27 protein-coding genes and 2 pseudogenes are annotated in these 24,649 nt (G+C 70.5%); 17 read left to right on the top strand and 12 right to left on the bottom strand.

What is annotated here, in order from left to right; genetic code table 11:
• Positions 1–97: 97 nt before the first annotated feature.
• The 3 genes and pseudogenes from AB0C59_RS12620 to AB0C59_RS12610 form a co-directional block, all read right to left on the bottom strand.
• Positions 98–724, bottom strand: a pseudogene (locus tag AB0C59_RS12620) (WbqC family protein); the annotation flags it as partial.
• Entirely contained in the window at positions 675–1,343 is a 669-nt protein-coding gene (locus AB0C59_RS12615) for a YdcF family protein (protein WP_363003527.1), read from the bottom strand. The pseudogene AB0C59_RS12620 and the gene AB0C59_RS12615, both read right to left, overlap by 50 nt.
• Positions 1,343–2,461, bottom strand: a complete 1,119-nt coding sequence (locus tag AB0C59_RS12610; RefSeq protein ID WP_363003525.1) for a hypothetical protein — start codon at positions 2,459–2,461, stop codon at positions 1,343–1,345. The genes AB0C59_RS12615 and AB0C59_RS12610 overlap by 1 nt, the downstream gene beginning before the upstream one ends.
• A 154-nt stretch (positions 2,462–2,615) precedes the next feature.
• On the opposite strand from AB0C59_RS12610, the gene AB0C59_RS12605 reads away from it, so the two are divergent.
• The 7 genes and pseudogenes from AB0C59_RS12605 to AB0C59_RS12575 all read left to right on the top strand — a co-directional run bounded on the left by AB0C59_RS12605 (position 2,616) and on the right by AB0C59_RS12575 (position 6,496).
• Positions 2,616–3,044: a hypothetical protein gene (locus tag AB0C59_RS12605; protein WP_363003523.1), complete on the top strand. Its 429-nt coding sequence runs from the start codon at positions 2,616–2,618 to the stop codon at positions 3,042–3,044.
• Positions 3,045–3,055: 11 nt separating this feature from the next.
• Complete coding sequence (locus AB0C59_RS12600; protein ID WP_363003521.1) at positions 3,056–3,457, top strand: ATP-binding protein; 402 nt, start codon at positions 3,056–3,058, stop codon at positions 3,455–3,457.
• Positions 3,454–3,924 carry a DUF5949 family protein gene (locus AB0C59_RS12595; RefSeq protein WP_363003519.1) on the top strand — a complete coding sequence of 157 codons (471 nt, stop codon included), beginning with the start codon at positions 3,454–3,456 and terminating at the stop codon, positions 3,922–3,924. The genes AB0C59_RS12600 and AB0C59_RS12595 overlap by 4 nt, the downstream gene beginning before the upstream one ends.
• Positions 3,925–3,976: 52 nt before the next feature.
• Positions 3,977–5,098, top strand: coding sequence for an adenosylhomocysteinase (locus tag AB0C59_RS12590; RefSeq protein ID WP_363003517.1), 1,122 nt, complete (start codon positions 3,977–3,979; stop codon positions 5,096–5,098).
• 5 nt (positions 5,099–5,103) lie between these two features.
• The gene (locus tag AB0C59_RS12585) at positions 5,104–5,646 is read left to right on the top strand and encodes an NUDIX domain-containing protein (RefSeq protein WP_363003515.1); all 543 of its coding nucleotides are present in this window, start codon (positions 5,104–5,106) and stop codon (positions 5,644–5,646) included.
• 177 nt (positions 5,647–5,823) lie between these two features.
• Positions 5,824–5,967 (top strand): annotated as a pseudogene (locus AB0C59_RS12580) (tetratricopeptide repeat protein); the annotation flags it as partial.
• A gap of 1 nt (position 5,968) precedes the next feature.
• Complete coding sequence (locus tag AB0C59_RS12575; RefSeq protein ID WP_363003513.1) at positions 5,969–6,496, top strand: NUDIX domain-containing protein; 528 nt, start codon at positions 5,969–5,971, stop codon at positions 6,494–6,496.
• Positions 6,497–6,651: 155 nt separating this feature from the next.
• Here AB0C59_RS12575 and AB0C59_RS12570 read toward each other — a convergent pair whose 3' ends face one another.
• Positions 6,652–7,287 carry a hypothetical protein gene (locus AB0C59_RS12570; RefSeq protein ID WP_363003511.1) on the bottom strand — a complete coding sequence of 212 codons (636 nt, stop codon included), beginning with the start codon at positions 7,285–7,287 and terminating at the stop codon, positions 6,652–6,654.
• Positions 7,288–8,252: 965 nt separating this feature from the next.
• Here AB0C59_RS12570 and AB0C59_RS12565 point away from each other — a divergent pair.
• Complete coding sequence (locus AB0C59_RS12565) at positions 8,253–8,786, top strand: GNAT family N-acetyltransferase (RefSeq protein ID WP_363003509.1); 534 nt, start codon at positions 8,253–8,255, stop codon at positions 8,784–8,786.
• Between the two features lie 63 nt (positions 8,787–8,849).
• Here the strand turns inward: AB0C59_RS12565 and AB0C59_RS12560 are convergent, their stop codons facing one another.
• Together AB0C59_RS12560 and AB0C59_RS12555 are read right to left on the bottom strand one after the other, a co-directional pair.
• Positions 8,850–9,362, bottom strand: a complete 513-nt coding sequence (locus AB0C59_RS12560) for a PaaI family thioesterase (protein WP_363003507.1) — start codon at positions 9,360–9,362, stop codon at positions 8,850–8,852.
• A gap of 61 nt (positions 9,363–9,423) precedes the next feature.
• Positions 9,424–9,723, bottom strand: coding sequence for an antibiotic biosynthesis monooxygenase (locus AB0C59_RS12555; protein ID WP_363003505.1), 300 nt, complete (start codon positions 9,721–9,723; stop codon positions 9,424–9,426).
• A gap of 110 nt (positions 9,724–9,833) precedes the next feature.
• Between AB0C59_RS12555 and AB0C59_RS12550 the strand changes: the two genes are divergently transcribed.
• The 3 genes from AB0C59_RS12550 (at position 9,834) to AB0C59_RS12540 (ending at position 11,779) form a co-directional block, all read left to right on the top strand.
• Positions 9,834–10,811 (top strand): helix-turn-helix domain-containing protein, encoded by a 978-nt coding sequence (locus tag AB0C59_RS12550; protein ID WP_363003503.1) that lies wholly within the window; start codon positions 9,834–9,836, stop codon positions 10,809–10,811.
• Between the two features lie 30 nt (positions 10,812–10,841).
• The gene (locus AB0C59_RS12545) at positions 10,842–11,285 is read left to right on the top strand and encodes a helix-turn-helix transcriptional regulator (RefSeq protein ID WP_363003501.1); all 444 of its coding nucleotides are present in this window, start codon (positions 10,842–10,844) and stop codon (positions 11,283–11,285) included.
• A 77-nt stretch (positions 11,286–11,362) separates the two neighbouring features.
• Positions 11,363–11,779 (top strand): VOC family protein, encoded by a 417-nt coding sequence (locus tag AB0C59_RS12540; RefSeq protein WP_363003499.1) that lies wholly within the window; start codon positions 11,363–11,365, stop codon positions 11,777–11,779.
• A gap of 261 nt (positions 11,780–12,040) precedes the next feature.
• On the opposite strand, the gene AB0C59_RS12535 is transcribed toward AB0C59_RS12540, so the two are convergent.
• The 3 genes from AB0C59_RS12535 to AB0C59_RS12525 all read right to left on the bottom strand — a co-directional run bounded on the left by AB0C59_RS12535 (position 12,041) and on the right by AB0C59_RS12525 (position 15,320).
• Positions 12,041–12,388, bottom strand: a complete 348-nt coding sequence (locus AB0C59_RS12535) for a DUF952 domain-containing protein (RefSeq protein WP_363003497.1) — start codon at positions 12,386–12,388, stop codon at positions 12,041–12,043.
• A gap of 259 nt (positions 12,389–12,647) precedes the next feature.
• The gene (locus AB0C59_RS12530) at positions 12,648–13,772 is read right to left on the bottom strand and encodes a family 2 encapsulin nanocompartment cargo protein polyprenyl transferase (protein WP_363003495.1); all 1,125 of its coding nucleotides are present in this window, start codon (positions 13,770–13,772) and stop codon (positions 12,648–12,650) included.
• 141 nt (positions 13,773–13,913) lie between these two features.
• A complete protein-coding gene (locus AB0C59_RS12525; protein ID WP_363003493.1) occupies positions 13,914–15,320 on the bottom strand; it encodes a family 2B encapsulin nanocompartment shell protein in 1,407 nt (468 codons plus the stop codon).
• A gap of 210 nt (positions 15,321–15,530) precedes the next feature.
• On the opposite strand from AB0C59_RS12525, the gene AB0C59_RS12520 reads away from it, so the two are divergent.
• Positions 15,531–16,466 (top strand): pyridoxal-phosphate dependent enzyme, encoded by a 936-nt coding sequence (locus AB0C59_RS12520; protein WP_363003491.1) that lies wholly within the window; start codon positions 15,531–15,533, stop codon positions 16,464–16,466.
• A 26-nt stretch (positions 16,467–16,492) separates the two neighbouring features.
• Here AB0C59_RS12520 and AB0C59_RS12515 read toward each other — a convergent pair whose 3' ends face one another.
• Positions 16,493–18,088 carry a Na+/H+ antiporter gene (locus tag AB0C59_RS12515; RefSeq protein WP_363003490.1) on the bottom strand — a complete coding sequence of 532 codons (1,596 nt, stop codon included), beginning with the start codon at positions 18,086–18,088 and terminating at the stop codon, positions 16,493–16,495.
• Positions 18,089–18,198: 110 nt separating this feature from the next.
• Here AB0C59_RS12515 and AB0C59_RS12510 point away from each other — a divergent pair, with 110 nt between their 5' ends.
• The 3 genes from AB0C59_RS12510 to AB0C59_RS12500 all read left to right on the top strand — a co-directional run bounded on the left by AB0C59_RS12510 (position 18,199) and on the right by AB0C59_RS12500 (position 20,331).
• Positions 18,199–18,459: a UBP-type zinc finger domain-containing protein gene (locus AB0C59_RS12510; RefSeq protein ID WP_363003489.1), complete on the top strand. Its 261-nt coding sequence runs from the start codon at positions 18,199–18,201 to the stop codon at positions 18,457–18,459.
• 286 nt (positions 18,460–18,745) lie between these two features.
• The gene (locus tag AB0C59_RS12505) at positions 18,746–19,159 is read left to right on the top strand and encodes an anti-sigma regulatory factor (protein ID WP_360973486.1); all 414 of its coding nucleotides are present in this window, start codon (positions 18,746–18,748) and stop codon (positions 19,157–19,159) included.
• A 17-nt stretch (positions 19,160–19,176) separates the two neighbouring features.
• Positions 19,177–20,331 (top strand): SigB/SigF/SigG family RNA polymerase sigma factor, encoded by a 1,155-nt coding sequence (locus tag AB0C59_RS12500; RefSeq protein ID WP_363003747.1) that lies wholly within the window; start codon positions 19,177–19,179, stop codon positions 20,329–20,331.
• Positions 20,332–20,402: 71 nt separating this feature from the next.
• Here the strand turns inward: AB0C59_RS12500 and AB0C59_RS12495 are convergent, their stop codons facing one another.
• Positions 20,403–20,855, bottom strand: coding sequence for a hypothetical protein (locus tag AB0C59_RS12495; RefSeq protein ID WP_363003487.1), 453 nt, complete (start codon positions 20,853–20,855; stop codon positions 20,403–20,405).
• 132 nt (positions 20,856–20,987) lie between these two features.
• Here AB0C59_RS12495 and AB0C59_RS12490 point away from each other — a divergent pair, with 132 nt between their 5' ends.
• Together AB0C59_RS12490 and AB0C59_RS12485 are read left to right on the top strand one after the other, a co-directional pair.
• A complete protein-coding gene (locus AB0C59_RS12490; protein ID WP_363003485.1) occupies positions 20,988–21,956 on the top strand; it encodes a diacylglycerol kinase family protein in 969 nt (322 codons plus the stop codon).
• A gap of 321 nt (positions 21,957–22,277) precedes the next feature.
• Complete coding sequence (locus AB0C59_RS12485) at positions 22,278–22,535, top strand: WhiB family transcriptional regulator (RefSeq protein ID WP_043443760.1); 258 nt, start codon at positions 22,278–22,280, stop codon at positions 22,533–22,535.
• Positions 22,536–22,773: 238 nt separating this feature from the next.
• Here AB0C59_RS12485 and AB0C59_RS12480 read toward each other — a convergent pair whose 3' ends face one another.
• A complete protein-coding gene (locus AB0C59_RS12480; protein WP_363003745.1) occupies positions 22,774–24,240 on the bottom strand; it encodes a PAS domain-containing sensor histidine kinase in 1,467 nt (488 codons plus the stop codon).
• Between the last annotated feature and the right edge of the window lie 409 nt (positions 24,241–24,649).

Here is a 24,649-nt window from a genome sequence, read left to right as displayed (position 1 = left end):
CGGCCGGGCCCAGGGTGGCCAAGGCCCACAGGGCACTGAGTCGGCGGCCGGAGGACCAGATGCCGGTGGTGGGCGGCCGGAACGAGGCCACGGCGATGTTCTGAACCATGAACGGGGCGGGGTCGAGGTAGGTCATGCCACCGGTCCCGCACAGATACGCGCGGGCGCCGGTCGCCGCGGAAAGGTCCGCGAGCCGGGCGGAGCGGCCCGGCCGGGCCGACAGACGGCTGCTGGTGAGGACCTGGCCCTCCCAGCCCAACAGGTCCAGCAGAACGCGGGTGGAGGTCTCGGCAACCGTCGCGGTCTTGCCGGTGCCGAACGCATCCAGCACCGGTTCCAGGACCTCGGCGAGGGTGGACCAGTGAGGGCTGACCCCATAGTGCCGCCGCAGCATCCCCGCGGTCCGGCGGCGGGCCAGGTCCGGCTCGGCGATCACTGCGTCCCGGATGAGGGTGGGCCGCCCCTGGGGAAGATGGGTGGGGATGGTGAGCCACTGCTGCCGGGCGGGGTCATCGAGGTCGGCGAGGCGGGCCCGATGCTGGTAATCACGGCGGGTGAACTGCACGTCGTCCAGGACGATCCAGTAGTCCGCCGCGAACAGCTTGGCCAAAGTCGTCAGCCTTGGCAGGAAGTTAGGCTGATGAATCGCGCACAGTCCGCCGGTTGCGGGCAGGTCAGGAGGAGATGAGGTAGTCGGTGAAGCCGTCACGGATGAGGGATTCATAGGCTGCATGCACGTCCTCCGGGACGTACTGCGAGATGGCGAAGCCGAGTTTTGAGTACTCGATCACCCGCTGCAAGTCACCGACCATCATACTGATCACGGTCTTCTCGTCGCCCATGGCTTTGAGGTAGGCGTCGAAGGGCAACGGGTCGGAGGCGCACAGCACTTCGACCTCGGGCCACTGTTTGCGGCAGGTGGCGAAGGCCCGTCGCTCCATGTACGGCATGGTGACCAGCAGCACGGAGCGTGGCCGGACGTCCGCTGCGGTGAGGACGTCGCGCGCGTAGGCGATGTTCTGCCCGGTGTTGGCGGCATTCGGCTCCAGCAGTATCGCGTGGGCGGGAACGCCCAGCGCAAGAGCGTGTTCATGGAAATGGACCGCCTCACCGCGAGGAAACACGCTGCTGGTGGCTGGGCTGTTGCCACCGGTGAACACGAGGGTCGGGAAGAGCCCGGCTTTATACAGGCTGACGGCGTAGGTACTGACGCCGAGGTCGTTGCATCCCAGCGCAATGGCCGCGTCACACGGACGGGTTTCGTGGCGCAGGTGGTGGTGGTCCCAGATCAGCTGGGCGGCCTTCCGCTGATTCTCCGTGATCCCTTGTGCTCGTCCGCCCATCACTCGCTGCTCCCTGGTGACTGATGTAGATGTTTGAAAGCACCCTCGCACGTTTGTCTGATGGCGTTGATGCTGCGTAGTTGGTGACCGAGGTCGGACCGTGCGGCGATCTGTGCTGCTTCGTCGAGAAGGCGAAGCCCATCGTCACGGGTGACAGGGTCGGTGCACAGAATGTGGGCTTGAGCGGTGGTCAGCTGTACCCGTTGCATTGGGGACTCGGGGGTGCCCGTGGTCCAGGCGATGTCCAGGAACCGGAACGCGGTGGTGAGGTCGCCGGCGCCGCGGCGAGCGAGGGCGAGTTTCTGGTGAGCCACCGACCAGTCGTCGGGTTCGGTGAGGTCCTCGAAGTCGCCGATCGCGGCCTGCATGAGGCGGGTCGCATAGTCGTACTGGCCGTCTTTGCTCAGCGCCGTCCCCACCCATAGCCGCGCCCTGGCACGGTCGAGGCGTGAGAGCCGGTCGTCGGCCGCGAGGGTTTCGTAGTGGCGAGCGGCGATTTCCAGCTTGCCGGACATCTCCATGACGATCGCGAGGGACAGGTCGAGCTGGGCGACGCGACGGGGGATGTCGAGCTGGGTGAAGACCGCGCGGGCACCGGTATAGAAGTGTTGGGCCGACAGCAGTCCGAAGAGAGTTCCCTGGTAGCGCTTGAGGTCGCCGAGCAGGGCGGTGGATCGGGCGAAGAGGTACTGGCCCTTCTCGTCCAGCTCGGGGGCCTTGAACCGAGTCAGCCATCGGGTCAGGAGGCTGTCGGCGAACGTGAAGTTCTGCCGGGAGAGGGCGACCACGACGCGGTCGAGATCATCAGCCCAGGATTCGTATTCCCAGGCCCGGGGGCTGGATGTGGTGACGCGGCGCCGGGCGGTAGTCGTGGCACTGGTCATCTCGGACATGAGTGTTTCGAACCGCAGGTGGGCAGCGGCGTCCGCGCGCCCGAGAGCGGTGTCGAGGATGGCCTGCGTGTCGGGTCTGGGTTCTGTTCCGGCGAGCTTGGACTCCCACTTGGACACGGTTGCGACGGCCAGGCCGAGCTGCTGGGCGAAGGCCCGCACGCTCAGTCGCAGGGCGAGCCGCAGGGCCTTGGCCTCCAGGCCGGTCCAGTGGTGCACGGTCGTCACGCGTCACTCCCTTCCACCGGCCATCGAAGCAGATCCGTGCAGTCGACGGGACGGAAGTGGAACGGAAGTAGAACGGCCGGTTATTGGCCGCGAGTTGTCCGGACGGCACGCTCAGAGCGTCACTACTTATCGAGCCTCCTGGACGGTCCTGAGCATGGAACCCCTCACGGAGCATCGCCCGGTCAGCGGCCCGGTCGTTTACGGCTTCCTGCGGCTGGTGCGGGTCTCCCCAGCTCGGCAGTACGCGCTGGTCGCTTCGCTCGCCGCGTACTGCCGCAGCCACGAACTGCAGCTGTCCGGCGTCTTCACCGACCGCGACGCCCCCGCCGAGCCCGCCTCGGCGGCGTTCACCGGGCTCCTGGGCGTGCTCGCGCTGCAGGACGTCTACGGCGTCATCGCCCCGGCCATGTCGCACCTGGGGCCGAAGGCCATAGCCGCTGAACGCGGGCGGCGGATCGAGGCGGTCGGCTCACGGCTGCTGCTCGTCCGCAAGCCCCGCACGGCCCACCACTCCATTTCCCGCAGCGGTTCCGTCCGCCGCTGTCACCCCGGCACCACCCGCGTCCCGGACGCCGAGTCATGAGGACCACCGTGATGCCCCAGACGACCCAGCAGTTCTTCGACGCGCGGCCCGAGTCGGTCGGCCAGGCACGGTCCTTCACCTCTGAGGCCCTGGCCGACTGGGGTCTGCCGGACCGCGCCGAGGACGTCCGACTCTGCGTCTCCGAACTCGCCACCAACGCCCTGGTCCACGGGACTACCCCCGGACACGGCTTCCTGGTCAGGCTCGACGCCGACGAGGATGTCGTACGCCTGGAAGTGCACGACAGCCGCCGCCAGCACCCGGAAGCCCGGCAGGCCGCCGGCACGGACACCTCCGGACGCGGGCTGACCCTGGTGAACGCGCTCGCCGACGGCTGGGGAGTCGAGGACCGCACTCCGGTCGGGAAGATCGTCTGGTCCTGCTTCAAGGCCACGAAAGGCACGACAGCATGAGCATCCTGCTCACTCCACCCGGCCCTGAGCTGCGGCTGCTGGTGTCGCTCGCCGTCTGGACCTGGACCGGCACCCGCCCGGACGGCCGCGAGATCGCGCACATCCTGATCACCCACACCCCGGCCCTGACCGGCTCGGGCACCGCTGAGACGACCGATGCTCGGATGCGGCAGCTGTCCGCCAGCCTCGGTGGCCTGGCCGACGCCCGGGAAGTCGTACCGGAACTGGAGCGCTGCCTGCAGATCGTCGGCGACCAGGTGCTGGTGCACATCCCCGGCGCCTCCCGGCGGCTGCGGCTGCCCACCCGTCGGTCCTGGACCGAACAGATCGCCCGCAGCGGCGAGGCAATCCTCCTACTCGGGCTGGACCCCCTGCCGCAGTCCGCCGGCGCCGCCAAGGTCGACGCCTACCTGGATGCAGCGCTCGCAGCCGACCGGCTGCTGTTCGGACGCGCCCGCACCCGCTGAACCCGCATCTCCTCGCACGGCCCCCGGACGGAACGGATGAGAGGCAACTGCCATGGAAACCTTCGAACGCGCCCGGCTGGACGCCTACTTCGCCCGGATCGCCACCCAGTTCGCCCCGGGTGAGCAGACGGCGTCGTTTCTGATCACGCACCTGCTGGCCGAGCGTCCCGCGTTCGTCCGCGCGGTCGCCGCGATGACCCGGCTCACCGCAGTACTGCCCAAGCCGAAGTCCGTCCACCCGGCCGCGAAGCGCGAAGTCGAGCAGACACACATGGTCGACGCCCTCACCCGTGAGATGTTCGCCCAGGCCGACGACGCGTTGGACTACCTCGAATCCCGTGCCGCCGGCCAGACGGCCACCCTGCTGGACGTCGGCGGCTACTTCGCCCCCAGCCTCGCCGACATCCACAACCGCTTCACCGGCCAGCTCGCCGGGGTGATCGAGGACACCGAGAACGGGCACCGCCGCTACGAGGACCTCGACAAACTGCCCTGCCCCGTTGTCTCCGTCGCCCGGTCACCGCTGAAGGACCCCGAGGACTTCCTCGTCGGTCAGTCCGTGGTCTTCTCCACCGAGGCCGTCATGCGCGATCGCGGTGACATCCTCCACGGCCGCCCCGCCCTGGTGATCGGCTTCGGCAAGCTCGGCAGCTCGATCGCCCGCCTCCTGCACGCCAAAGGCGTCCAGGTCACAGTCTTCGACATCGACCCCGTCCGCCGCACCCAGGCCCTCTCCCAGGGCTTCACCGTCGCCCGCGACCGCGAAGCCGCCCTGACCGGCGCCGGCCTGGTCCTCTGCGCGACCGGCGCCGTCTCCCTGCACGGCGAAGACTTCTCCCACCTGCGCAATGGCGCCTACGTCGCCACCGTCACCAGCAGCGAAGACGAACTGGACCTCGCCGGACTCCCCGACGTCTACACCCGCACCCAGGTCGGCGATCACGTCACCCGCTACCAGACCACCGGCCACTACTTCTATCTGGCGAACGGCGGCAACGCCGTCAACTTCATCCACGGCGCCAGCGTTGGGCCGTTCATCTTCCTGGTCCAGGCCGAGATCCTCGCCGCGATCAGGCTGCTCACCCGCGGCGACCTCGGCCCCGGCATCCATGAGGTCCCCGCACCCGACCGCGAAGCCATCGCGGCGACCTGGCTCTCCTACTTCAACAGGTGATCACTATGACCATCACGGCCCACCACATCCGCACCACCATCGCCACGTACCTCGACGAATACCCCGAGGACAAGCTCGAACTCGGCGTCGTCCTCGGCCTCCTGGACGACGGCGACGACCTCACCAATCGCAAGACCCTGCCCGGCCACGTCACCGCAGGGGCCATCCTCGTCGGCCCCGACAACCGCATCCTGCACATTCTCCACAACGTGACCCAGAAGTGGCTTCTGCCCGGCGGTCATCTGGAGCCCTCGGACGAGACACTCCTGCAGGCCGCTGGCCGCGAACTCGCAGAGGAGACCGGCATCCCGCCCTATCTCGTCACCCCCCACGGCGAGACTCCGCTCCACATCGACATCCACCCCATCGACGCCAACCCCGCCAAGGGCGAGCCCGCCCACCAGCACTTCGACTTCCGATTCCTCTTCCGCACCACCGCCGACATCGGTGAACTCCAGGCCGAAGAAGTCTCCGACGCTGCCTGGCGAACGGTCGGCGCCCTCCACGACGAGAGGTTGGGCCAGCGCGTCACCCAAGCACTGCGTTGACCCCAAGACCGGCCGCCCCTGCGCCTGCAACCCCCGACGCGCACGCGGGGGCGGCCTCCCAGCCCATCCATGGCAGGCCACCAAGATTGACCTTCGTCACCTGATACGGCGCTCTTTGCCATGAAAGGCGACGCGACCTGAAGGGGACACAGTCTCTGCGGCGACAACAAGGTGGAAGCCCTCATCCTCATGGAGGGCATGACCTCCGACCGGACGCGGAAGGCGATCACCTCGATCCGCTCCACGCTCGCGGTCTACCAGCGCCGCCGCGTTTCCGGAGCCGCCGATCTCGCCCGCCGCGCCCGCGAGGCCCTCGCCTGACATGCCCAACAAGCCGCCCGACGAAGGGAACACCGTGGCCCAGCAGACCAGCGACCAGCCGAAGGCCCTCAAGCCGGCGCTCGAATCGATGACCCTGCTGGTCGCCGCCGTCATCGTCCACGACAAGGCCACCAACCGCGTCGTCCTCCTGCAGCGCAGCGAGAACGCCAAGTTCGCCCAAGGCATGTGGGACCTCCCCGTCGGCAAGAGCGAGCCGGGCGAACCCATCACGGAGACAGCGGTCCGCGAGCTGTGCGAGGAGACCGGCCTGACAGTGAAGCCCGAGTCCCTCAAGGTCGCCCACATCAACCACGGCGCCTGGGGCGTGGAGGCTCCCAACGGCTTCCTCACGGTCGTCTTCGCCGCCCACGAATGGACCGGCGAACCCGAAAACCGCGAACCCCGCAAACACTCCCAGGTCCGCTGGGTCGACACCACCGCTATCCCCGAAGCCTTCGTCGAGACCACCGCCAGCGCCCTCCACCATTACCTTGCGGGAGGGCGTGAAGTCTCCATCAATGGCTGGTGACGGAGAGACGCCGGCCCAATGCGCATCGCATGCGTCTACGCGCCGACCGTCTATCTGTGGTGGTCGATTGCCAACGCATCACTCTCCACACATGCTCAGCCCCACCTCTGAGCCTTCGCCAACCTGGCTGAGGAGCAGGTTGGCGAGCACCTTGGTCAGGGCGCGGGCCACTCAAGGAAGTCCTGCACGAGTGGATCAGGCTCGCCCGTCTCGGGATCAAGGCCCGCAAGCCAGCGGCGCTGCTGCTCACGCCAGTGCACGAAAGGAGCCGTCGCACCCCAGAGAGAGGCGTCACCAAGCGGGCAAGCGTCGAATTCGGCTCGCATCATCTTGACCAGGAAGTCGACCATGCCGCAGTCGAAGAGTGCCCATCTGGAGTCGCCGTAGCGGGCCTGTCGACGCCAGGCCACCACTGGCCACTTGTCGGGGTCCGGGGCAAGCATCAGCCAGCCCAGCTCGTGGGCATCGCAGCCAGATCCCCAAGGCAGAACGGCATTGCTGTCCGCCGTGATGCCGGGGACACCTCCCTCGCTGTCCCACAGGTCCTGGAACGTGGACCTGCTGTCCAGGATGCTCCCAGGATCCCACTGCGGGTAATCGACGGACACAGGTGCCAGGATCCCGAGTTCTCCGATATCACCCGCGCCATAGACAGACATGAAAGCCCGGTAGTCGCTCGGGAGACCGGTACCCAGCACCCGCTCCACTGCTGGCCAGTCCACTTGCTCATCGGCCCCATGCTGCGGGGAGACGAGACTGAGCAGCGTCTGCAAGGAGTTCTGGGCGGACACGGCGCTCCCTCGATCGGCATCGGGGGCTCACCGTAGCTGCATGCACTGACAAGCCCCACGCCGCACCCGACCAACGCATGACGACGCCGGTCCCGCCCGACCGAGCCATACCGCGCATCGCCGCCCAGGTGCCCGCCGGGCCCGCGCCCCATCAAGGAGTCATCCCCCGCTCGACCAAGGGTCCAGTCCCAACGCCCGCAGTCGCTCCTGTTCCCGCCGGTGAAGAAATCTCGGCCGGGTGACATCGGCCATGAATCCTTCGTCAACGGACGCGGCTTGTCCTCGCTGAACGCCTTGAGCAGCAGTGCGGCCATTCCGTCGTCGAACTCGATGAAACCATCGGGCCCTTCCGAGTTGAACTCCCACACCACGACAGGCCACCGATCCGGGTCAGCGCCACGGGTGGACCAGTAATAGCTGTTCTGATTCTCGTCCAGTCCCCAGGAGATCAGACTCCCTCGCGCAGGCCACACGGGGTAGGGCGCGGACGTCTCTTCCAGCCAGTCCTCCGTGGGCGTGAACCAGGCGTCGAAGGGGCCGTCACCAGGTGCGCCCTCGTTCTGCCGTGTGATGTCCAGGACGTCACTGATCGCACCCGTTCCATAGACGGACATGAAATCCATGAAGTCCGTGGGGAACTCGGTGTCCCAGACCTGTCGCATGTGGTCCCAGTCGATCCGGTCCCCCGCACCATCGTGTGGCGGCATCCGAACCATCAGCGACCGTACGTCCTCATGCACAGCTAAATCCCTTGTCGTGAATCTGCACGCAGGGAGTGGACCCTACCGGCACTGGATAGCCGTTTCGGGAACACGACCTCCACCTGGAACGACCCGACATCCCACTGGAGGCGCTCGAACGGTTCCTCCGGGGCACCGGCGCCGAGCGGAACCGACCCCCGGGCGCGGACGGGGGAAGCGGGTCGGATTACCGGTGAGGGCGCCGCCTTCGGCAGGATGGGCGTCATGACCGAGATCCGAACGCCCCGCCTCCTCCTCCGCCGCTGGCACGACGACGACCTCGCGCCCATGGCGGAGATCGACGCGGACCCCCGGGTCATGCACTGGGTCGGCGACGGCTCGGTGCGCGACCTGGACGACACGGCTTCGGCCATCGAGCGGTGGGAGGAGGAGTGGGACGAGGAGGGCTTCGGGCTCTTCGCCGTCGAGTTGCTCGCCTCGGGCGAACTGATCGGCTTCACCGGGCTGTCCGTGCCCGAGTTCCTGCCGGAGGTCCTGCCCGCCGTGGCGATCAGCTGGCGGCTCGGCGCACCGTTCTGGGGTCAGGGGTACGCCTCCGAAGCAGCCCACGCCACGCTGGAGTTCGCGCTCCAGGACCGCGGGCTCGACCATGTCATCAGCGTCAACCGGGTGGGGGACGACGCCTCCGAGAACGTCATCCGCAAGCTCGGCATGGTGCGGGAGCGAGAGACGGCGCACCCGGTGTACGGCTTCGCGCTGCGCGTCCACGCCATCGATCTCACCGAGTTCCAGGCGTGAGCCGCCGGCCGTCACCCGACGGCCGGCCTCGAAGGGCACCCAGCCCCGCCCCCTGGCTCGCGATCAGGCCGGTGCGAGGATCGCGCAGGTCGTCGTGGCGTGGGCGTACAGCTTGCCGTCGGCCGTGCCGATGATCCTCCCCTCCGCCGTCGCCGTCGTCCGGCCCATGTGCACGGTGGCCGCCTCGCACCGCAGCCGGGGGGTGGTCGCGAAGACCGGGCGCACCATGTGCACGTTGAGCTGCATCGTCGTGTAGACCCGGCCCCTGGGCACCACGGTGGCGACCGCGCTGCCCAGGGCGGAGTCCAGCAGTGTGGCCAGGAAGCCCCCGTGCACGGTGCCCATCGGGTTGAGCAGGTGCTCTCCGGGGTCGCCCTCGAACACCGCCGCGCCCTCGTCCACCTCCACCAGGCGGAACCCGAGCGTGCCGGCGATGGGCGGCTGCGGGATCTCCTCATCGACGATCTTCCGCAGCAGTTCCAGGCCGCTCGGATCGCCGATCTCGCTCCAGGGCGGGGCGGGGCGCCAGGTGTGGGTTCGGGAGCGGAGCTCGTGGGGGTTCGTGGTCGCTGTCATGGAGTCCTCGGTTCTACGTCGTGCTCGCCCGGACGGCCCGGCGGGCTGTCCGCCCTTCCCGTCAGGGGACCTTCACGCCGAGCAGGTCCACGGGGGTGATGAGCGGAGCCGAGCTCAGCAGGGTGTCCGCGGCGCCCATGAGGGCCTCGGCGATCCTGCCTTCCAGATGCCCCTGCCGGCCCTGCTCGTCCTCGAACGTGTCGAACACACCGAAGGTGGTGGCGTCCAGGCGGAACGAGAACCAGGCGACCGTGTGCCGCTCCTCCTCGGCCAGCGCCACCGCGTCGCGCAGCATCGCCTCGACCTGGTCGGCGTACTCGGGCTTGGCCTCGACACGGGCCAGCAGACCGATCTTCATCATCGTCACTCCTTGGGGGAACGCCGCCGGATCGTCGGCGGCACAGCGAACCTACGGCGCCGGCACCCCCTCCCCTCAGTGGCGGAAACGACATCATCGATAGTGTTTACGACATGAAGGTTGCGGTTCTGGTCTACGACGGTGTGTTCGACTCCGGTCTCTCGGCGATCCTCGACGTCCTGGACGGCGCCAACGCGATGGGCGAGGAGGCCTCCGCGATGGGCGAGGAGATCCATGGGCCGCCCTCCTGGGACGTGCGGACGGTCGGCCTCACACCCCAGGTGCGCACCGGGGCCGGACACCTGATCACCGTGGAGCCCCCCGCGCACGCCGAGACGGCGGACCTCCTGGTCGTGCCCGCCCTGAAGGAACGCAGCCCGGCGGCACTGCTCGACCACGTCGGCGGCGACCGGTCGCTCGCCGTCCGCGACGTGATCGCACAGGCCCGTGCCCGCGGTACGGCCGTCGCCTCGGCCTGCACCGGCACGTTCCTGCTGGCCGAGGCGGGAGTCCTGGAGGGGCGGCGGGCGACGACGTCCTGGTGGCTGGCCCCCCACTTCCGGGCCCGCTACCCCGGGGTCCGTCTCGACCAGAGCCGGATGGTGATCGCCTCGCAGGGCGTCACCACGGCGGGAGCGGCCTTCGGCCATGTCGACCTCGCCCTGTCGATCGTCCGGGCCCGCAGCCACGCGCTGGCGGACCTGGTGGCCCGCTACCTGGTGGTCGACGAGCGCCCCTCCCAGTCCGCCTACATCATCCCCAGCGCCCTGGCGCAGAGCGATCCCACCGTGTCCGCCTTCGAACGCTGGGTGCGCGAGCGGCTGGACGAGCCCATCGGCATCCCCGACGCCGCCCGGGCCCTCGGTGTCAGCGACCGCACGTTGCAACGCTCCGTCCAGCGCGCCCTGGGCACCTCCCCCATCCGCTTCGTGCAGGACCTCAGGGTCGAGCAGGCCTCCCATCTGCTGCGCACCACCGAACTGTCCCTGGAGACCATCGCGCGCAGGGTCGGCTACGAGCATCCCAACACCCTGCGCGTCCTCCTGCGCGAACGCACCGGCAAGACCACGACGGCCCTGCGGGAGTCCTGAACCGCCCGAGCGGGCAGGACGGCCCGTGCGATGCTGTGGAGCGTGGACCTGGACGACCTGGTGCGGCTGCGGCGAGCCCGCGACCGGATGGACCGCGAGTACGCGGAGCCTCTGGACATACCGGGGCTCGCGCGCACCGCGCTGATGTCCCCGGGGCACTTCCAGCGCAGCTTCAGGGCCGCGTACGGCGAGACGCCCTACGGCTATCTGATGACCCGCCGGGTCGAGCGGGCCAAGGCGCTGCTCCGGCGCGGCGATCTGAGCGTGACGGAGGTCTGCATGGCGGTGGGATGCACCTCGCTGGGCTCGTTCAGCTCACGTTTCACACAACTGGTGGGCGAGACGCCCAGCGCCTACCGGGCACGTTCCCACGACGAGAGCGCCGCTGTCCCGCCCTGCGTGGTCAGGACCCTGACGCGCCCCCGCCGGGACCGGCCGCCCGCCACCGGGACCGACCCGCGAACCCAGCTCTAGCCGCCGCCCGCGGCGCGGGCGGCCAACACCCCGGTGGGTTCGCCCCGCGCCGGGCGCGAAGCGCATAGCGTGGGCGCATGGATGTGAAACTCGCCCAGTGCTTCATCGCCGTGGACGACCACGACAAGGCGCTCGCGTTCTACCGGGACGTCCTGGGCCTGGAGGTCCGCAACGACGTCGGCTTCGAGGGCATGCGCTGGGTCACGGTCGGCTCCCCGCTCCAGCCCGACGTGGAGATCGTGCTGGAACCCCCGGCCGCGAGCCCGGACTTCTCCCCCGCCGACCGCCGGGCGATGGCGGAGCTGCTCGCCAAGGGCGTCCTGCGCGGCGTGATCTTCTCCACCGAGGACTGCGACGCGCTGTTCGCCCGCGTCGAGGCGTCCGGCGCGGACGTCGTCCAGGAGCCCATGGACCAGCCCTACGGGGTGCGGGACTGCGCCTTCCGGGACCCGGCCGGCAACATGCTGCGCTTCACCCAGCGCCGCGCCGCCTGACGAGCCGCGCCCCGCGACCGGCGCCCTACCGCCCGACGCTCCCGCAGGCCGCCGGCCCCGCCGCGTGCGCCGGTGTCGGACACGCCGTGTCCTGCGTGCCGCCGGGCCGCCCGGGGCTCGGGGCCCTCTCCCACCGGGCGGGCGCGGGCGGCTCGCTCGCGTCCTGGAGCCAGAGCGTCAGCGCACCGCCGCTCACGACCAGCGCGACCCACGCCCCGGCCGCCCACCGCCACACCGGGCGCCGCGCTCCCCCCGGCCCGGTCACGCCGGTGTCGCCGTGCCGCCGCTCCAGACCTCCACGTCCAGCACGGCGGACACCGGGATCGGCCCGTAGACGTGCGGAAACTCCTCACCGCCCGGCTGCAGGGCCTCATGGCGCACGGGGGCGGTCAGGCGCTCGGGGTCGATGACGAGCAGCACCAGCTCGTCGGGCCCGGTGTACGACCCGTAGACCCCGCGCGCCACGCCCGCCACCTGGTGCCGGAGCGAGCAGTGGATGAAACCCTCGTCCTCCAACGTGCGGCCCCGCGTGGACATCTCGTAGGTGCCGCTCGCGCGGGCCGCCTCCCACAGGGAGCGTTCGGTCAGGTGCAGCAGGGGTTCCGGCATGCCCCCAACCTACGCTCCGTGCCGCACCCGGCGCTCCACTCCCGGCCGTTCCCCTCCGCCATCCGGATCGCCACGCCCACCCCTCACCGCCTCCTCCCGTCGGGTCCGTGCCCGGGACACCGGGCCGGCGCGGCGGACGAGGCGGGCCCCGCACACAGTGGGGATGTGCGGGGCCCACCCCGGCCCCGAGCCGCCGGGTGCCGTGCGAGCTGAGGAGCGGCACGGCACCCGGGCGTCGGGGGTCTCGACCCGGTGCCGGTCAGTTGGTGCGCCGGGTCACGAACTCCGCCAGGGCCAGCAGACCGCCCGCCGCCTCCGGATCGGGGACGGCGCGGGACAGCTCCTGCATCGCCCGGGCCATCCGGTCGGCCGCCTGCGACTGCGCCCAGCCCCGGCCCCCCGCCTGCTCGACGGCGAGCACGGTGCGTTCCAGCTCCCCCTCCCGGTACGGGGCGCGATACAGCTCGGCCAGGTGCGCCGCAGCGGGGCCGCCGGAGGCGAGTGCGGCGACCACGGGCAGGGACTTCTTGCGGGCCATGAGGTCCGCCCCGGCCGGCTTGCCCGTGCGGCGCGGGTCCCCCCAGATCCCGATCACGTCGTCGATCAGCTGGAAGGCGAGCCCGGCCTCACGGCCGAAGGCGTCCAGCGCGTCGACCTCGTCCGCGACGGCTCCCGCGTACAGGCCGCCCAGGGCGCAGGCGCAGCCGAGCAGGGCGCCCGTCTTCGCCTCGGCCATGGCCACCACCTCGTCGAGGGTGACCTCGTCGGGGTCGCGCCGCTCCATGGCCGTGTCCGCCTGCTGGCCCGCGCACAGCTCCACGACGCAGGCCGCCAGCCGGGCGGCCGCCGCCGGGGACGCCGGGTGCCGGTCCTGGGCGAGCAGTCCGAGGGCCAGCGCCTGCAGAGCGTCCCCGGCGAGGATCGCGTCGGCGTCACCGAACACGGCCCAGGCGGTGGGGCGGTGCCTGCGGGTGGCGTCCCGGTCCATCACGTCGTCGTGCAGCAGGGTGAAGTTGTGGACCAGTTCGACGGCCGCCGCGGCCCCCACGGCCGCGGACTCACGGCCACCGAGCGCCCGCGTCGCTGCCAGGACGAGCGCGGGGCGGATGGCCTTGCCCGCGTTGCCCGACGCCGGTGTGCCGTCCGCCTGCTCCCAGCCGAAGTGGTAGCGGGCGATGCGCCGCAGGGGGCCGGGCAGCGTGTCGAGGGCCCGGCGCAACTCCGGGTCGACCGTGGCGCGGGACCGCTCCAGGATCGCCGTCGCCTCGTGCCCGTCGGCCGGTGGCGCGACCGGTCCCGCCGGGGCGGGCACCGTCTCACGCCGGCTTCGGGAGCCGGTCGGACCGCGCCGGCCGAGCTTGGTGCCCGGCTTCGGCTCCGTCATGAACTCACCCATGAAACCGCCTCGAAGAGTCTGCGGACGGTGTCGCCTCCGCTGCCGATGGGTCAGTATCCCGAGGGTGTACCCGCCCTGGCGGGCGGGTACACGGCGCGGCGCCCGAGGGCACCGACAGTTGACGGAAGGTCACCTCCAGCGGCCGATCTCGACGTTCTCCAGGACGCCCAGCGCGTCGGGCACCAGCACCGCGGCGGAGAAGTACGCCGTCACCAGGTAGTTGATGACCGCCTGTTCGTTGATGCCCATGAAGCGCACCGACAGGCTCGGCTCGATCTCGTCGGGGATGCCGGCCTGCCGCAGGCCCACGACGCCCTGGTCCTCCTCCCCCACACGCATGGCGATGATCGAGGTCGTGCGGGCGTCGCTGACCGGGATCTTGTTGCAGGGGTAGATCGGCACCCCTCGCCAGGTGGGGATGCGGTTGCCGCCGACGTCGAGGGTCTCCGGGACGAGTCCGCGCTTGTTGAGCTCCCGGCCGAAGGCGGCGATGGCGCGGGGGTGGGCGAGCAGCATCTTGGTACCGCGGCGCCTGCTGAGGAGCTCGTCCAGGTCGTCGGGGCCCGGCACGCCGTCGTGCGGCTGGAGCCGCTGGTCGTACTCGCAGTTGTGGAGCAGACCGAAGTCGCGGTTGTTGATCAGCTCGTGTTCCTGGCGCTCCTTCAGCGCCTCGACGGTCAGCCGCAGCTGGTGCTCGGTCTGGTTCATCGGCTGGTTGTAGAGGTCGGCCACGCGGGTGTGGATGCGCAGGACGGTCTGCGCGATGCTCAGCTCGTACTCGCGGGGCGCGGCGTCGTAGTCGACGTAGGTGTGCGGGATGTCCGGCTCGCCGCTGTGGCCGGCGGCCAGGTCGATCTCCTTCTCGCCGAACTTGTTGGTGCGCTGCGCGGGGATGGAGCGCTGCTGCCGCAGGTGCTCGCGCAACGAGCCGGCGCGCTCCGCGACCTGCTCCACGTCCCGGCGGGGCAGGGCGAGCACCGTGCACGCGGTGACCGCGCGGGCCGTGTACTCCCAGATGGCGTCCGGGTCGAGGAGCGCCTGGTCCCCGAAGTAGGCGCCGTCGGCCAGGACCCCGAGGACGGCGTCGCCGCCGTAGGGTCCGGTGCCGATCTTCTCCACCTTGCCGTGGGCCAGCAGATAGACCTCGTCGGCCTGGCCCCCGAACTCGGCGAGCACGTCGCCCGGCGCGAACCGGCGCTGCTGGCACCGCTGGGCGAGTTCGGCGAGGACCTCGTGGTCCTCGTACTCGCGCAGGGCGGGCAGCTCGCCCAGCTCGGCGGGGATGACCGTCACCTGGTCCCCGGTCTTCACGAACGTCACGCGGCCGTCGCCCACGGAGTAGGTGACGCGGCGGTTCACCCGGTACGTGCCACCCTGCACGTTCACCCACGGCAGCATGCGCAGCAGCCACCGTGAGCTGATCTCCTGCATCTGGGGCGCGGACTTGGTGGTGGTGGCCAGATTCCGTGCGGCCGCGGTGCCAAGACTCTGCTGCGGCTTGTTCTCGTCCGCGCGGACCTCTTCGCCTACCGACATTGAGACTGTCCCTCCCGGTCGTGCACTGATCGTCCTGCGTTGATCCGCGTTGCGCTGATCTGCGGAAAGAAGCCTCTCAGCACGGAGCGTGCTCGTGCCATTACCCAAATGAGCGGGAATGGATCAACGGCGGCCTGGGCACGGGGGGCGTGCTCGGCGGGCCGGCCTCCCGGCCGGGCGACCCCGCGCCGGGTGTTCGACAATGGCGGGATGACCAGCCCCGACGCGCCGCGCCCCGTGGCGCCCGACCCGGCCGCGCTGGGCCCCCGGCTGCCCTCGCCGTTGCAGGAGGTGACGGACGGGCGCTTCGCACGGCACGGCGTCCGGCTGCTGCTGAAGCGGGACGACCTCATCCACCCGGACCTGATCGGCAACAAGTGGCGCAAGCTGGCCCCCAACCTCGCGGCCGCCGGCGACCGCCCCCTGCTCACCTTCGGCGGCGCCTACTCCAACCACCTGCGGGCGACCGCCGCGGCCGGCAGGCTGCTCGGCCTGGAGACCGTCGGCGTGGTCCGCGGCCAGGAGCTGGCGGACCGCCCGCTGAACCCCTCCCTGGCCCGATGTGCCGGTGACGGCATGCGCCTGCACTTCGTCGACAGGTCGATGTATCGGCGCAAGGCGGAACCGGAGACGCTGGCCGCGATCCTGCGGGCGGCGGACGCCGAGGGGTCGTACGTGGTGCCGGAGGGCGGCAGCAACGCGGCGGCCGTGCGGGGCTGCCTGGCACTCGGTGCGGAACTGCGCGGCGAAGCCGATGTCGTCGCGGTGGCCTGCGGCACCGGGGGCACGCTCGCGGGCCTGGCCGCCGGCCTCGGACACCGCGAGCGGGCGCTGGGCGTACCGGTCCTCAAGGGCGACTTCCTGGCCGCCGACACGCTGGCCCTGCAGACCCGCGCCTTCGGCGCCCGGCGCGGGAACTGGTCGCTGGACTCCCGCTTCCACTTCGGCGGCTACGCGCGCGTACCCGGCGAACTGGAGTCCTTCGCGAGCGACTTCGAGGTGCGGCACGGGCTGGCCGTGGAGCGGCTCTACGTCGCCAAGCTGCTGTACGGACTCACCGTCCTGGCCGAGGAGGGCGCCTTCCCCCGGGGCACGACCCTGGCCGCCGTGATCACCGGAAGGCCGCCGGCCCCGTCGCGGCCGTGATCGCCGCCGCGCCCCCCGGCGCCGGTTCAGGCCGTCTCGCGGTAGGCGGCCGCCTCCTCCAGGTCCAGCCGGCGCAGCAGCGTGCGGAGCATCTCGTCGTCGATGTACCGGTGGTTGCGGAGCCTGACGAAGACCTCCCGCTCCGCGCCGATCATCTCCCGGGACAGCCGCCGGTAGGTGTCGTCGGCCGTCTCGCCGGTCACCGGGTTCACCGAGCCGAGCCGCTCCCACACCGCGTTGCGGCGGCGCTCCAGGACGTGTCGCAGCCGATCGGCGAGGGGCGGCGGCAGGGCGTTGCCCTCGTCGTCCAACAGCTCGTCCAGACGCTGTTCGGCGGCCCGGGACGCCTGGGCCTGGGCGTTGGCCTCGGCGAGCGTCTCCGCCTGCGAGTCCCGGCCCGGCAGGCGCAGCAGGCGGATCAGCGGGGGCAGGGTCAGGCCCTGCACCACGAGGGTGCCGATCACGGTGGTGAAGGTGAGGAAGAGGATCAGGTTGCGGTCCGGGAAGGGGGAGCCGTCGTGCAGGGTCTTCGGGATCGAGAAGGCGATGGCGAGGGAGACCACGCCCCGCATGCCGGCCCAGCCGATGACGAACGCCGCCCTTCCCGTGAGGGCCTCCTCGCGCTCCCGGACGCGCCGGGACAGCCGGGCGGGCAGCAGGGTGGCCGGATACACCCACAGGAACCGGGTCACGACGATCGCCAGGAACACGGCCACGGCGTACCAGGCGGCGCGGGTGCCCTCGTACCGCCCGAGCCCCTTGAGGACGACCGGCAGTTGCAGTCCGATGAGCGCGAACACCGACGACTCCAGGACGAACGCGACCATCTTCCACACCGCCTCCTCCTGGAGCCGGGTCGCGAAGTCGACCTGCCAGTTGTGGTAGCCGAGGTAGAGGGCGACGACGACCACGGCGAGCACCCCGGACGCGTGGACCCATTCCGCGGCACCGTAGGCGACGAAGGGAATCAGCAGGGAGAGGGTGTTCTGCAGCAGCGCCTCGTTCAGGTGCGTGCGCAGCCAGTGGATCGGCACCATCAGCAGCAGACCGACCACCACGCCACCGACCGCCGCGAGCAGGAACTCCTTCACTCCGGCCGTCCAGCTCGCGCCCTCCCCGACCGCGGCGGCGAGCGCCACGCGATAGGCGGTGATCGCGGTCGCGTCGTTCACCAGCGACTCGCCCTGCAGGATCGTGGTGATCCGCGACGGCAGTCCGACGCGCCGTGCGACCGCGGTCGCGGCGACCGCGTCCGGCGGGGCGACCACCGCGCCCAGCACCAGCGCCGCGGTGAGCGGCATGCCCGGTACGAGCAGGTACACCGCCCAGCCCATCACGAGCGTCGCGAACAGCACGTATCCGACGCTCAGCAGTGCCACGGGCCGCAGCTGCGCCCGCAGGTCCAGATACGAGCTGTCGGTGGCCGCCGTGTACAGCAGGGGTGGCAGCACCAGCGGCAGGACGATCTCGGGGTCGAGGGTGTACGCGGGCACGCCGGGCAGATACGAGACCACGAGCCCCACCGCGACGAGCAGCAGGGGCGCCGGCACCGGGGTGCGGCGCGCCGCCCCGGCGACCGCGGCACTGCCCGCGACCAGCAGCAGCAATGGCAACACATTCATGGTCTTCTGCCCGCCCTTGTCATCCGCGTTACGCCCGCCCTGTCGCCCGCGCGGCGTCCCGCCCTCGATTTCCGCGCCGTATCGCGCGGACCCGTCGTAACCTGGCCATCATGAAACAGTGCACGCACGCCGGAGCGCTGCCGCACCCCGAACCGGCGCCCCTGAGCGCGACGTGTCAGGAGTGCCGCGAGGCCGGCACCCACCCGGTGCAGCTGCGGATGTGCCTGGAGTGCGGGCATGTGGGCTGCTGCGACTCATCACCCCTGCGGCACGCGACGGCGCATCACGAGGACAGCGGCCACCCGGTGATGCGCACCTTCGAGCCGGGCGAGGACTGGCGTTGGTGCTTTGTCGACCATGTGCTCGTATGACGTACAGAGGTGACAGGGAGTCCGCGACGGACGCGACCGCGGATCCGGACGGTTCGACGGTCTGACACCGGGGTACGTCAAACCGGCGCGCGCTCTTCCCAATTGGGTCCGCAGACCCCTAGCCACTGTGCGTATCCATGGGTTTACTATGAGTGACAGCAGGGGTCGGGGTCCAGGGGACAGGAATGTCGGCAGCGCGATAGCGTCACCGCTGAACCATGTAGGGCGTTACCCCGGGGGGCGACCCTCGGGCCCCGAAAGAGCTTGTACCACCTTGGAGGTGAGGGTGTCCGAGATCGCAGGCGAGCCCGCGACCCAGGACTTCGTGGAAGTCCGGCTGCCGGCCGCGGGTGCCTACCTGTCGGTGCTGCGTACGGCCACGGCCGGCCTCGCGGCACGTTTGGACTTCACCCTGGACGAGATCGAGGACCTGCGGATCGCGGTCGACGAGGCGTGCGCGATCCTGCTTCAGCAGGCCGTGCCCGGCTCGGTGCTCAGCTGCGTCTTCCGGCTCATCGACGACTCGCTGGAGGTCACCGTCGCGGCCCCGACCACGGACGGTCACGCTCCCTCGCGTGACACCTTCGCCTGGACCGTCCTCTCGGCCCTGGCGGGGAAGGTCTCCTCGGCGGTCGCCGACGACAAGACCGTGTCCATCAGCCTCTACAAACAGCGCGGCGCGGGACCCGGGCCGGCGTGACGAACGGGGACGGGCCGGTGCGGGACGACGAGCGCGGCACACGGGAGCTCTCCGCGGGAAAGGGCGATCCCGACGGATCGCGCCGCATGGCGGACGGCATGGACGGCATTCCCGAACAGGCCCGTCCGCACCCGGAGGACGAGCCTTCGACGGCCGAGGCCTCCGCGCAGGCGGGGCCGGTCGACACGGGCGGACCACCCGCCGTCCAGAGCGAGCTCCGTCCGGACCAGGACGGGACCGACCGCACCGCGCCTTCGGGGGACGACGGGGCCTCCCCCGCTCATGGGGGTCCCCCCGCTCGATCACGGTCGAGAGCGAGGGAGGTGGCGGGAGCGCGGGGAAGGGTGACGGGCGGGACGATGAGCGAGCACGAGCGAAACGCCGAGCAGAGCGCGCCGGTCGGCGCACGGCACGACCCGGGGGACCGCTCGGGAGCGCGCGCCATGTTCGTGGAGCTGCGCGCGCTGAAGGACGGCAGCCGGGAGTACGCCGAGCTGCGCAACAAGCTGGTCCGCATGCATCTGCCGCTCGTCGAGCACCTCGCCCGCCGCTTCCGCAACCGGGGGGAGCCGCTGGACGACCTGACCCAGGTCGCGACCATCGGTCTGATCAAGTCCGTCGACCGCTTCGACCCGGACCGGGGGGTCGAGTTCTCGACGTACGCGACCCCGACGGTGGTCGGCGAGATCAAGCGCCACTTCCGCGACAAGGGCTGGGCGGTGCGGGTGCCGCGCCGGCTGCAGGAACTGCGGCTCGCCCTGACCACGGCCACGGCGGAGCTGTCGCAGCAGCACGGCCGCTCCCCCACGGTCCACGAGCTGGCCGAGAAGCTGGCCATCTCGGAGGAGGAGGTCCTGGAGGGGCTGGAGTCCGCCAACGCGTACTCCACCCTGTCCCTGGACGTCCCGGACACGGACGACGAGTCCCCCGCGGTCGCCGACACCCTCGGAGCCGAGGACGAGGCGCTGGAGGGCGTCGAATACCGTGAGTCACTGAAGCCGCTCCTGGAGGATCTCCCGCCGCGGGAGAAGCGGATCCTGCTCCTGCGGTTCTTCGGCAACATGACGCAGTCGCAGATCGCGCAGGAGGTCGGCATCTCGCAGATGCACGTCTCGCGCCTGCTGGCCCGGACCCTGGCGCAGCTGCGGGAGAAGCTCCTCGTGGAGGAATGACGAAGGGCGACCGGGAATCCGGTCGCCCCGCATCGCGATCGTCGTCGGCAGTGGCACAGCGGCCGCCTCGGTCACTTCTGGTCCGGCGCGCTTCCCGGGGTCCTGATGCCGAGGGCGCGCGTGGTCGCCGGGTTCACCAGGAGCACCAGCGACGCCACGGCGACGACCGCGAGCGCGATACCCGCCGGGATCGCCATGCTGTCGGCCTGCAGCAGGCTGTAGGCCACCGGAAGCGCCATGATCTGCGTGATGACGGCGGGACCCCGGCTCCAGCCGCGGCGCAGCAGCAGACCGCGCGCGGCCAGCAGGGGCAGCAGCGCGAGCACCACGAGCGTGATGCCTCCCGTCACGGCCGTCTCCCGGCTGTCGGACGAGCCGCTCAGCCCGCGCACGAGCATCCAGACGCCGCCCGCGACCAGGACGAGCCCCTCCAGGGCGGCCAGCGCCGCCGCGACGGTCAGGCGCGCGGGACGCGGTCCGGCTTCGGGGGTCCGATCGGTGGTGGGGTTCAGCTCAGCGCTCACCCCTGAAGGGTAGCCGCCGGGCCGCTCCGGGCGGCCGGGCGCCGGGTCTGTGCTCAAGACCACTCCCCTGTCTCTTACCGGTTCCCTACTCGGCCTGGGGTGGAGTACCACCCAGTAGGTACGCTGCACCTCATGCGTGCACTTCTCGTGGTCAATCCGGCAGCTACTACCACAAGCGCACGTACCCGTGACGTACTGATCCACGCGCTGGCCAGTGAGATGAAGCTGGAGGCGGTCACCACGCAGTACCGGGGCCACGCCCGGGACCTGGGCCGCCAGGCCGCCGAGAGCGACGACATAGAGCTGGTGGTGGCGCTCGGCGGCGACGGCACGGTCAACGAGGTCGTGAACGGCCTGCTCCACCACGGCCCCGACCCCGGCCGGCTGCCCAGCCTCGCCGTGGTGCCGGGCGGCTCGACCAATGTCTTCGCGCGTGCGCTCGGCCTGCCCAACGACGCCGTGGAGGCCACCGGGGCGATCCTCGACGCCCTGCGCGAGAACCGCGAGCGCGAGGTCGGCCTCGGTCTCGCCTCGGGTACGCCGGGTACGGAGGACGAGGCCGTGCCCTCCCGCTGGTTCACCTTCACGGCGGGCCTCGGCTTCGACGCCGGCGTGGTCGGGCGCGTCGAACAACAGCGCGAGCAGGGCAAGCGGTCCACCCACGCGCTGTATCTGCGCCAGATGGTGCGGCAGTTTCTGGACGAACCTCGGCGCAGGCAGGGGCAGATCACCCTGGAGCGGCCCGGCGAGGATCCGGTCACGGGTCTCGTGCTGTCGATAATCTGCAATGCGGCGCCATGGACGTTTCTCGGTAATCGCCCGGTGTACGCGTCACCTAAAGCGTCGTTCGACACGGGGCTCGACGTGCTGGGTCTCAGCCGTATGTCGGCGGCCTCGGTTGCCCGGTATGCGACCCAGTTGCTCACTTCGTCCCCCGATCGCGGCCCGCACGGAAAGCATGTGGTCTCGCTGCACGACCTGAGTGAGTTCACCTTGCATTCGAAGGCGCCACTGCCCCTCCAGATGGACGGCGACCACCTGGGGCTGCGCAGGAGCGTGACGTTCACAGGCGTACGCCGTGCACTGCGTGTGATTGTGTGAGCAGAAGACGCCAAACTCCTTTCACTCGAACGTTTAGGCCAGGATCCACCCCTTGGAAGTACGGCTGTGACCTACTCGACACCAAGGAATCAAAAAAAACTTTCCGGAAGGGGTTGTATCCGTCGCCGAGGTTTGCGAGTCTCTACATGGCGCTCGGGACGGCCCGCAACACCGGCCACCACAGAGAGCCAGAACCCCTCCTCAAGACAACAGGACCACGTCGGCGAGTCTGACGATCGGCCCTTCACTTGTTGAGGGATTCGTGAAAGCGTTCACATTCACAAGCAAGTCTGCACGTAATACCACGGAGAGGTAACAGCCATGGACTGGCGTCACAACGCCGTTTGCCGCGAGGAAGACCCCGAGCTCTTCTTCCCCATCGGCAACACCGGTCCTGCGCTGCTGCAGATCGAAGAAGCCAAGGCCGTCTGCCGTCGCTGCCCGGTTGTCGAGCAGTGCCTGCAGTGGGCGCTCGAGTCCGGTCAGGACTCCGGCGTCTGGGGTGGCCTCAGCGAGGACGAGCGCCGCGCGATGAAGCGCCGTGCCGCCCGCAACCGGGCTCGTCAGGCAACTGCCTGACCCTCCCACCCCGTACGGGCCTGAGCTTGGCGGCGCGTGTGCCTCACGGCATCACCTCGTGGACAGCGAGTACGCTTCTCCGCCTCCGAGCCGCAGCGCGCAGTACCCAATACGCGCCTCGCACTAGCGGGCAACGAGCTTTTAGCCCCGGACCACTTGAGGTCCGGGGCTCATTGCTGTGCGCGCCCGATCCCGGCCGGGCGCGGCTCCTCGCCACCCCGGGTCCCCCGCGAGCGGGTCACTTCTGGGAGCGCACCGGGATGTCCAGGACGACCCGCGTCCCGCGCTCCGCGGCGGGGACCATGTCGAAGGTGCCGCCCAACTCGCCCTCGACGAGCGTCCGTACGATCTGCAGACCGAGGTTGCCCGCCGTGTGCGGATCGAACCCCTCGGGCAGGCCGACCCCGTCGTCCTGGACGGTGACCAGGAGTCGCTCCTCCTTCGTGGTGCCGCCGCGGACCGCCCGGACCTCGACCGTGCCGGTGTCGCCCTGCCGGAAGCCGTGCTCCAGGGCGTTCTGCAGCACCTCGGTCAGCACCATGGACAGCGGGGTCGCCACCTCCGCGTCCAGGATGCCGAAGCAGCCGCTGCGCCGGCCCGTGACGGAACCGGGGGAGATCTCGGCGACCATCGCCAGCACCCGGTCGGCGATCTCGTCGAAGTCCACCCGCTCGTCCAGGTTCTGAGACAGCGTCTCATGGACGATCGCGATCGAGCCGACCCGCCGTACGGCCTCCTCCAACGCCTCCCGGCCGCGCTCCGACCCGATGCGGCGGGCCTGGAGGCGGAGCAGGGCGGCGACGGTCTGGAGGTTGTTCTTGACCCGGTGGTGGATCTCCCGGATGGTCGCGTCCTTGGTGATCAACTCGCGTTCGCGGCGGCGCAGTTCCGTGACGTCGCGGAGCAGGACGAGCGAGCCGATACGGACGCCCTTGGGCTTGAGGGGGATCGCGCGGAACTGGATCACCCCGTCGCTGGCCTCGATCTCGAAATCACGCGGAGCCCAGCCGCTGGCCACCTTGACCAGCGCCTCGTCCACCGGGCCCCTGGTCGGGGCCAGTTCGGCGGTCATCCGCCCGAGGTGCTGCCCGACCAGGTCGGAGGCGAGGCCCAGGCGGTGGTACGCCGACAGCCCGTTCGGCGACGCGTACTGGACGACGCCGTCCGCGTCCAGGCGCAGCAGCCCGTCGCCGACGCGCGGCGAGGCGTCCATGTCGACCTGCTGGCCGGGAAAGGGGAAGGAGCCGGCGGCGATCATCTGGGCGAGGTCGGAGGCGCTCTGGAGGTACGTCAGCTCCAGCCGGCTCGGGGTGCGCACGGTCAGCAGGTTGGTGTTGCGCGCGATGACGGCGAGGATGCGCCCCTCGCGGCGCACGGGGATGGACTCGACCCGGACCGGGACCTCCTCGCGCCACTCGGGGTCGCCCTCCCGCACGATCCGGCCCTCGTCGAGCGCCGCGTCCAGCATGGGGCGCCGGCCGCGGGGGACGAGATGGCCGACCATGTCGTCCTGGTACGAGGTGGGGCCGGTGTTGGGGCGCATCTGGGCGATCGACACATAGCGCGTGCCGTCCCGTGTGGGTACCCACAGCACCAGGTCCGCGAAGGAGAGGTCGGAGAGGAGCTGCCACTCCGACACCAGCAGGTGCAGCCACTCCAGGTCGGAGTCGCTGAGATCGGTGTGCTGGCGGACCAGTTCGTTCATGGAGGGCACGTCAGGAGCGTACCCGGGGGGTCCGACACCGCTCGCCAGGGCCTGCGGGCGCTCCGCGCCGCCCCGGGAAACACCCGCGGGCCGCGGCGCCTGAGAGGGACCCTCAACCCTCCCGGCACCGCAGCCCGGAGCAACATCGGCCGTGGGGTGTGCGGTCCCGGTCGGCCGAAGGCCGAGGAGCCGGAGCGGTCAGGGCAGAGAGCGCCGGGTCCTCGGTCCGCCTTCCTGTGCGGGGAAGGCGGAGGTCTGTGTGTGCGTCGCGTCCTCTCGCCGGTGGAGCGAGGGGCTTTTCCGATTTTACCCAGTGCGTCGGCGCCACCGCGCCCAGACACTATGGACTAGACCACATCCGTGGACCATGTTCCTGCGTCCGGAGGCGTGTGTCCATGCGTCGGCGGAT

Source organism: Streptomyces sp. NPDC048664 (assembly GCF_040650555.1).
In the GTDB taxonomy this organism is placed as follows: Bacteria; Actinomycetota; Actinomycetes; order Streptomycetales; family Streptomycetaceae; genus Streptomyces.
Note: the sequence above shows the minus strand (reverse complement) of the source record. Positions and strands in the feature narration are given on the sequence as shown.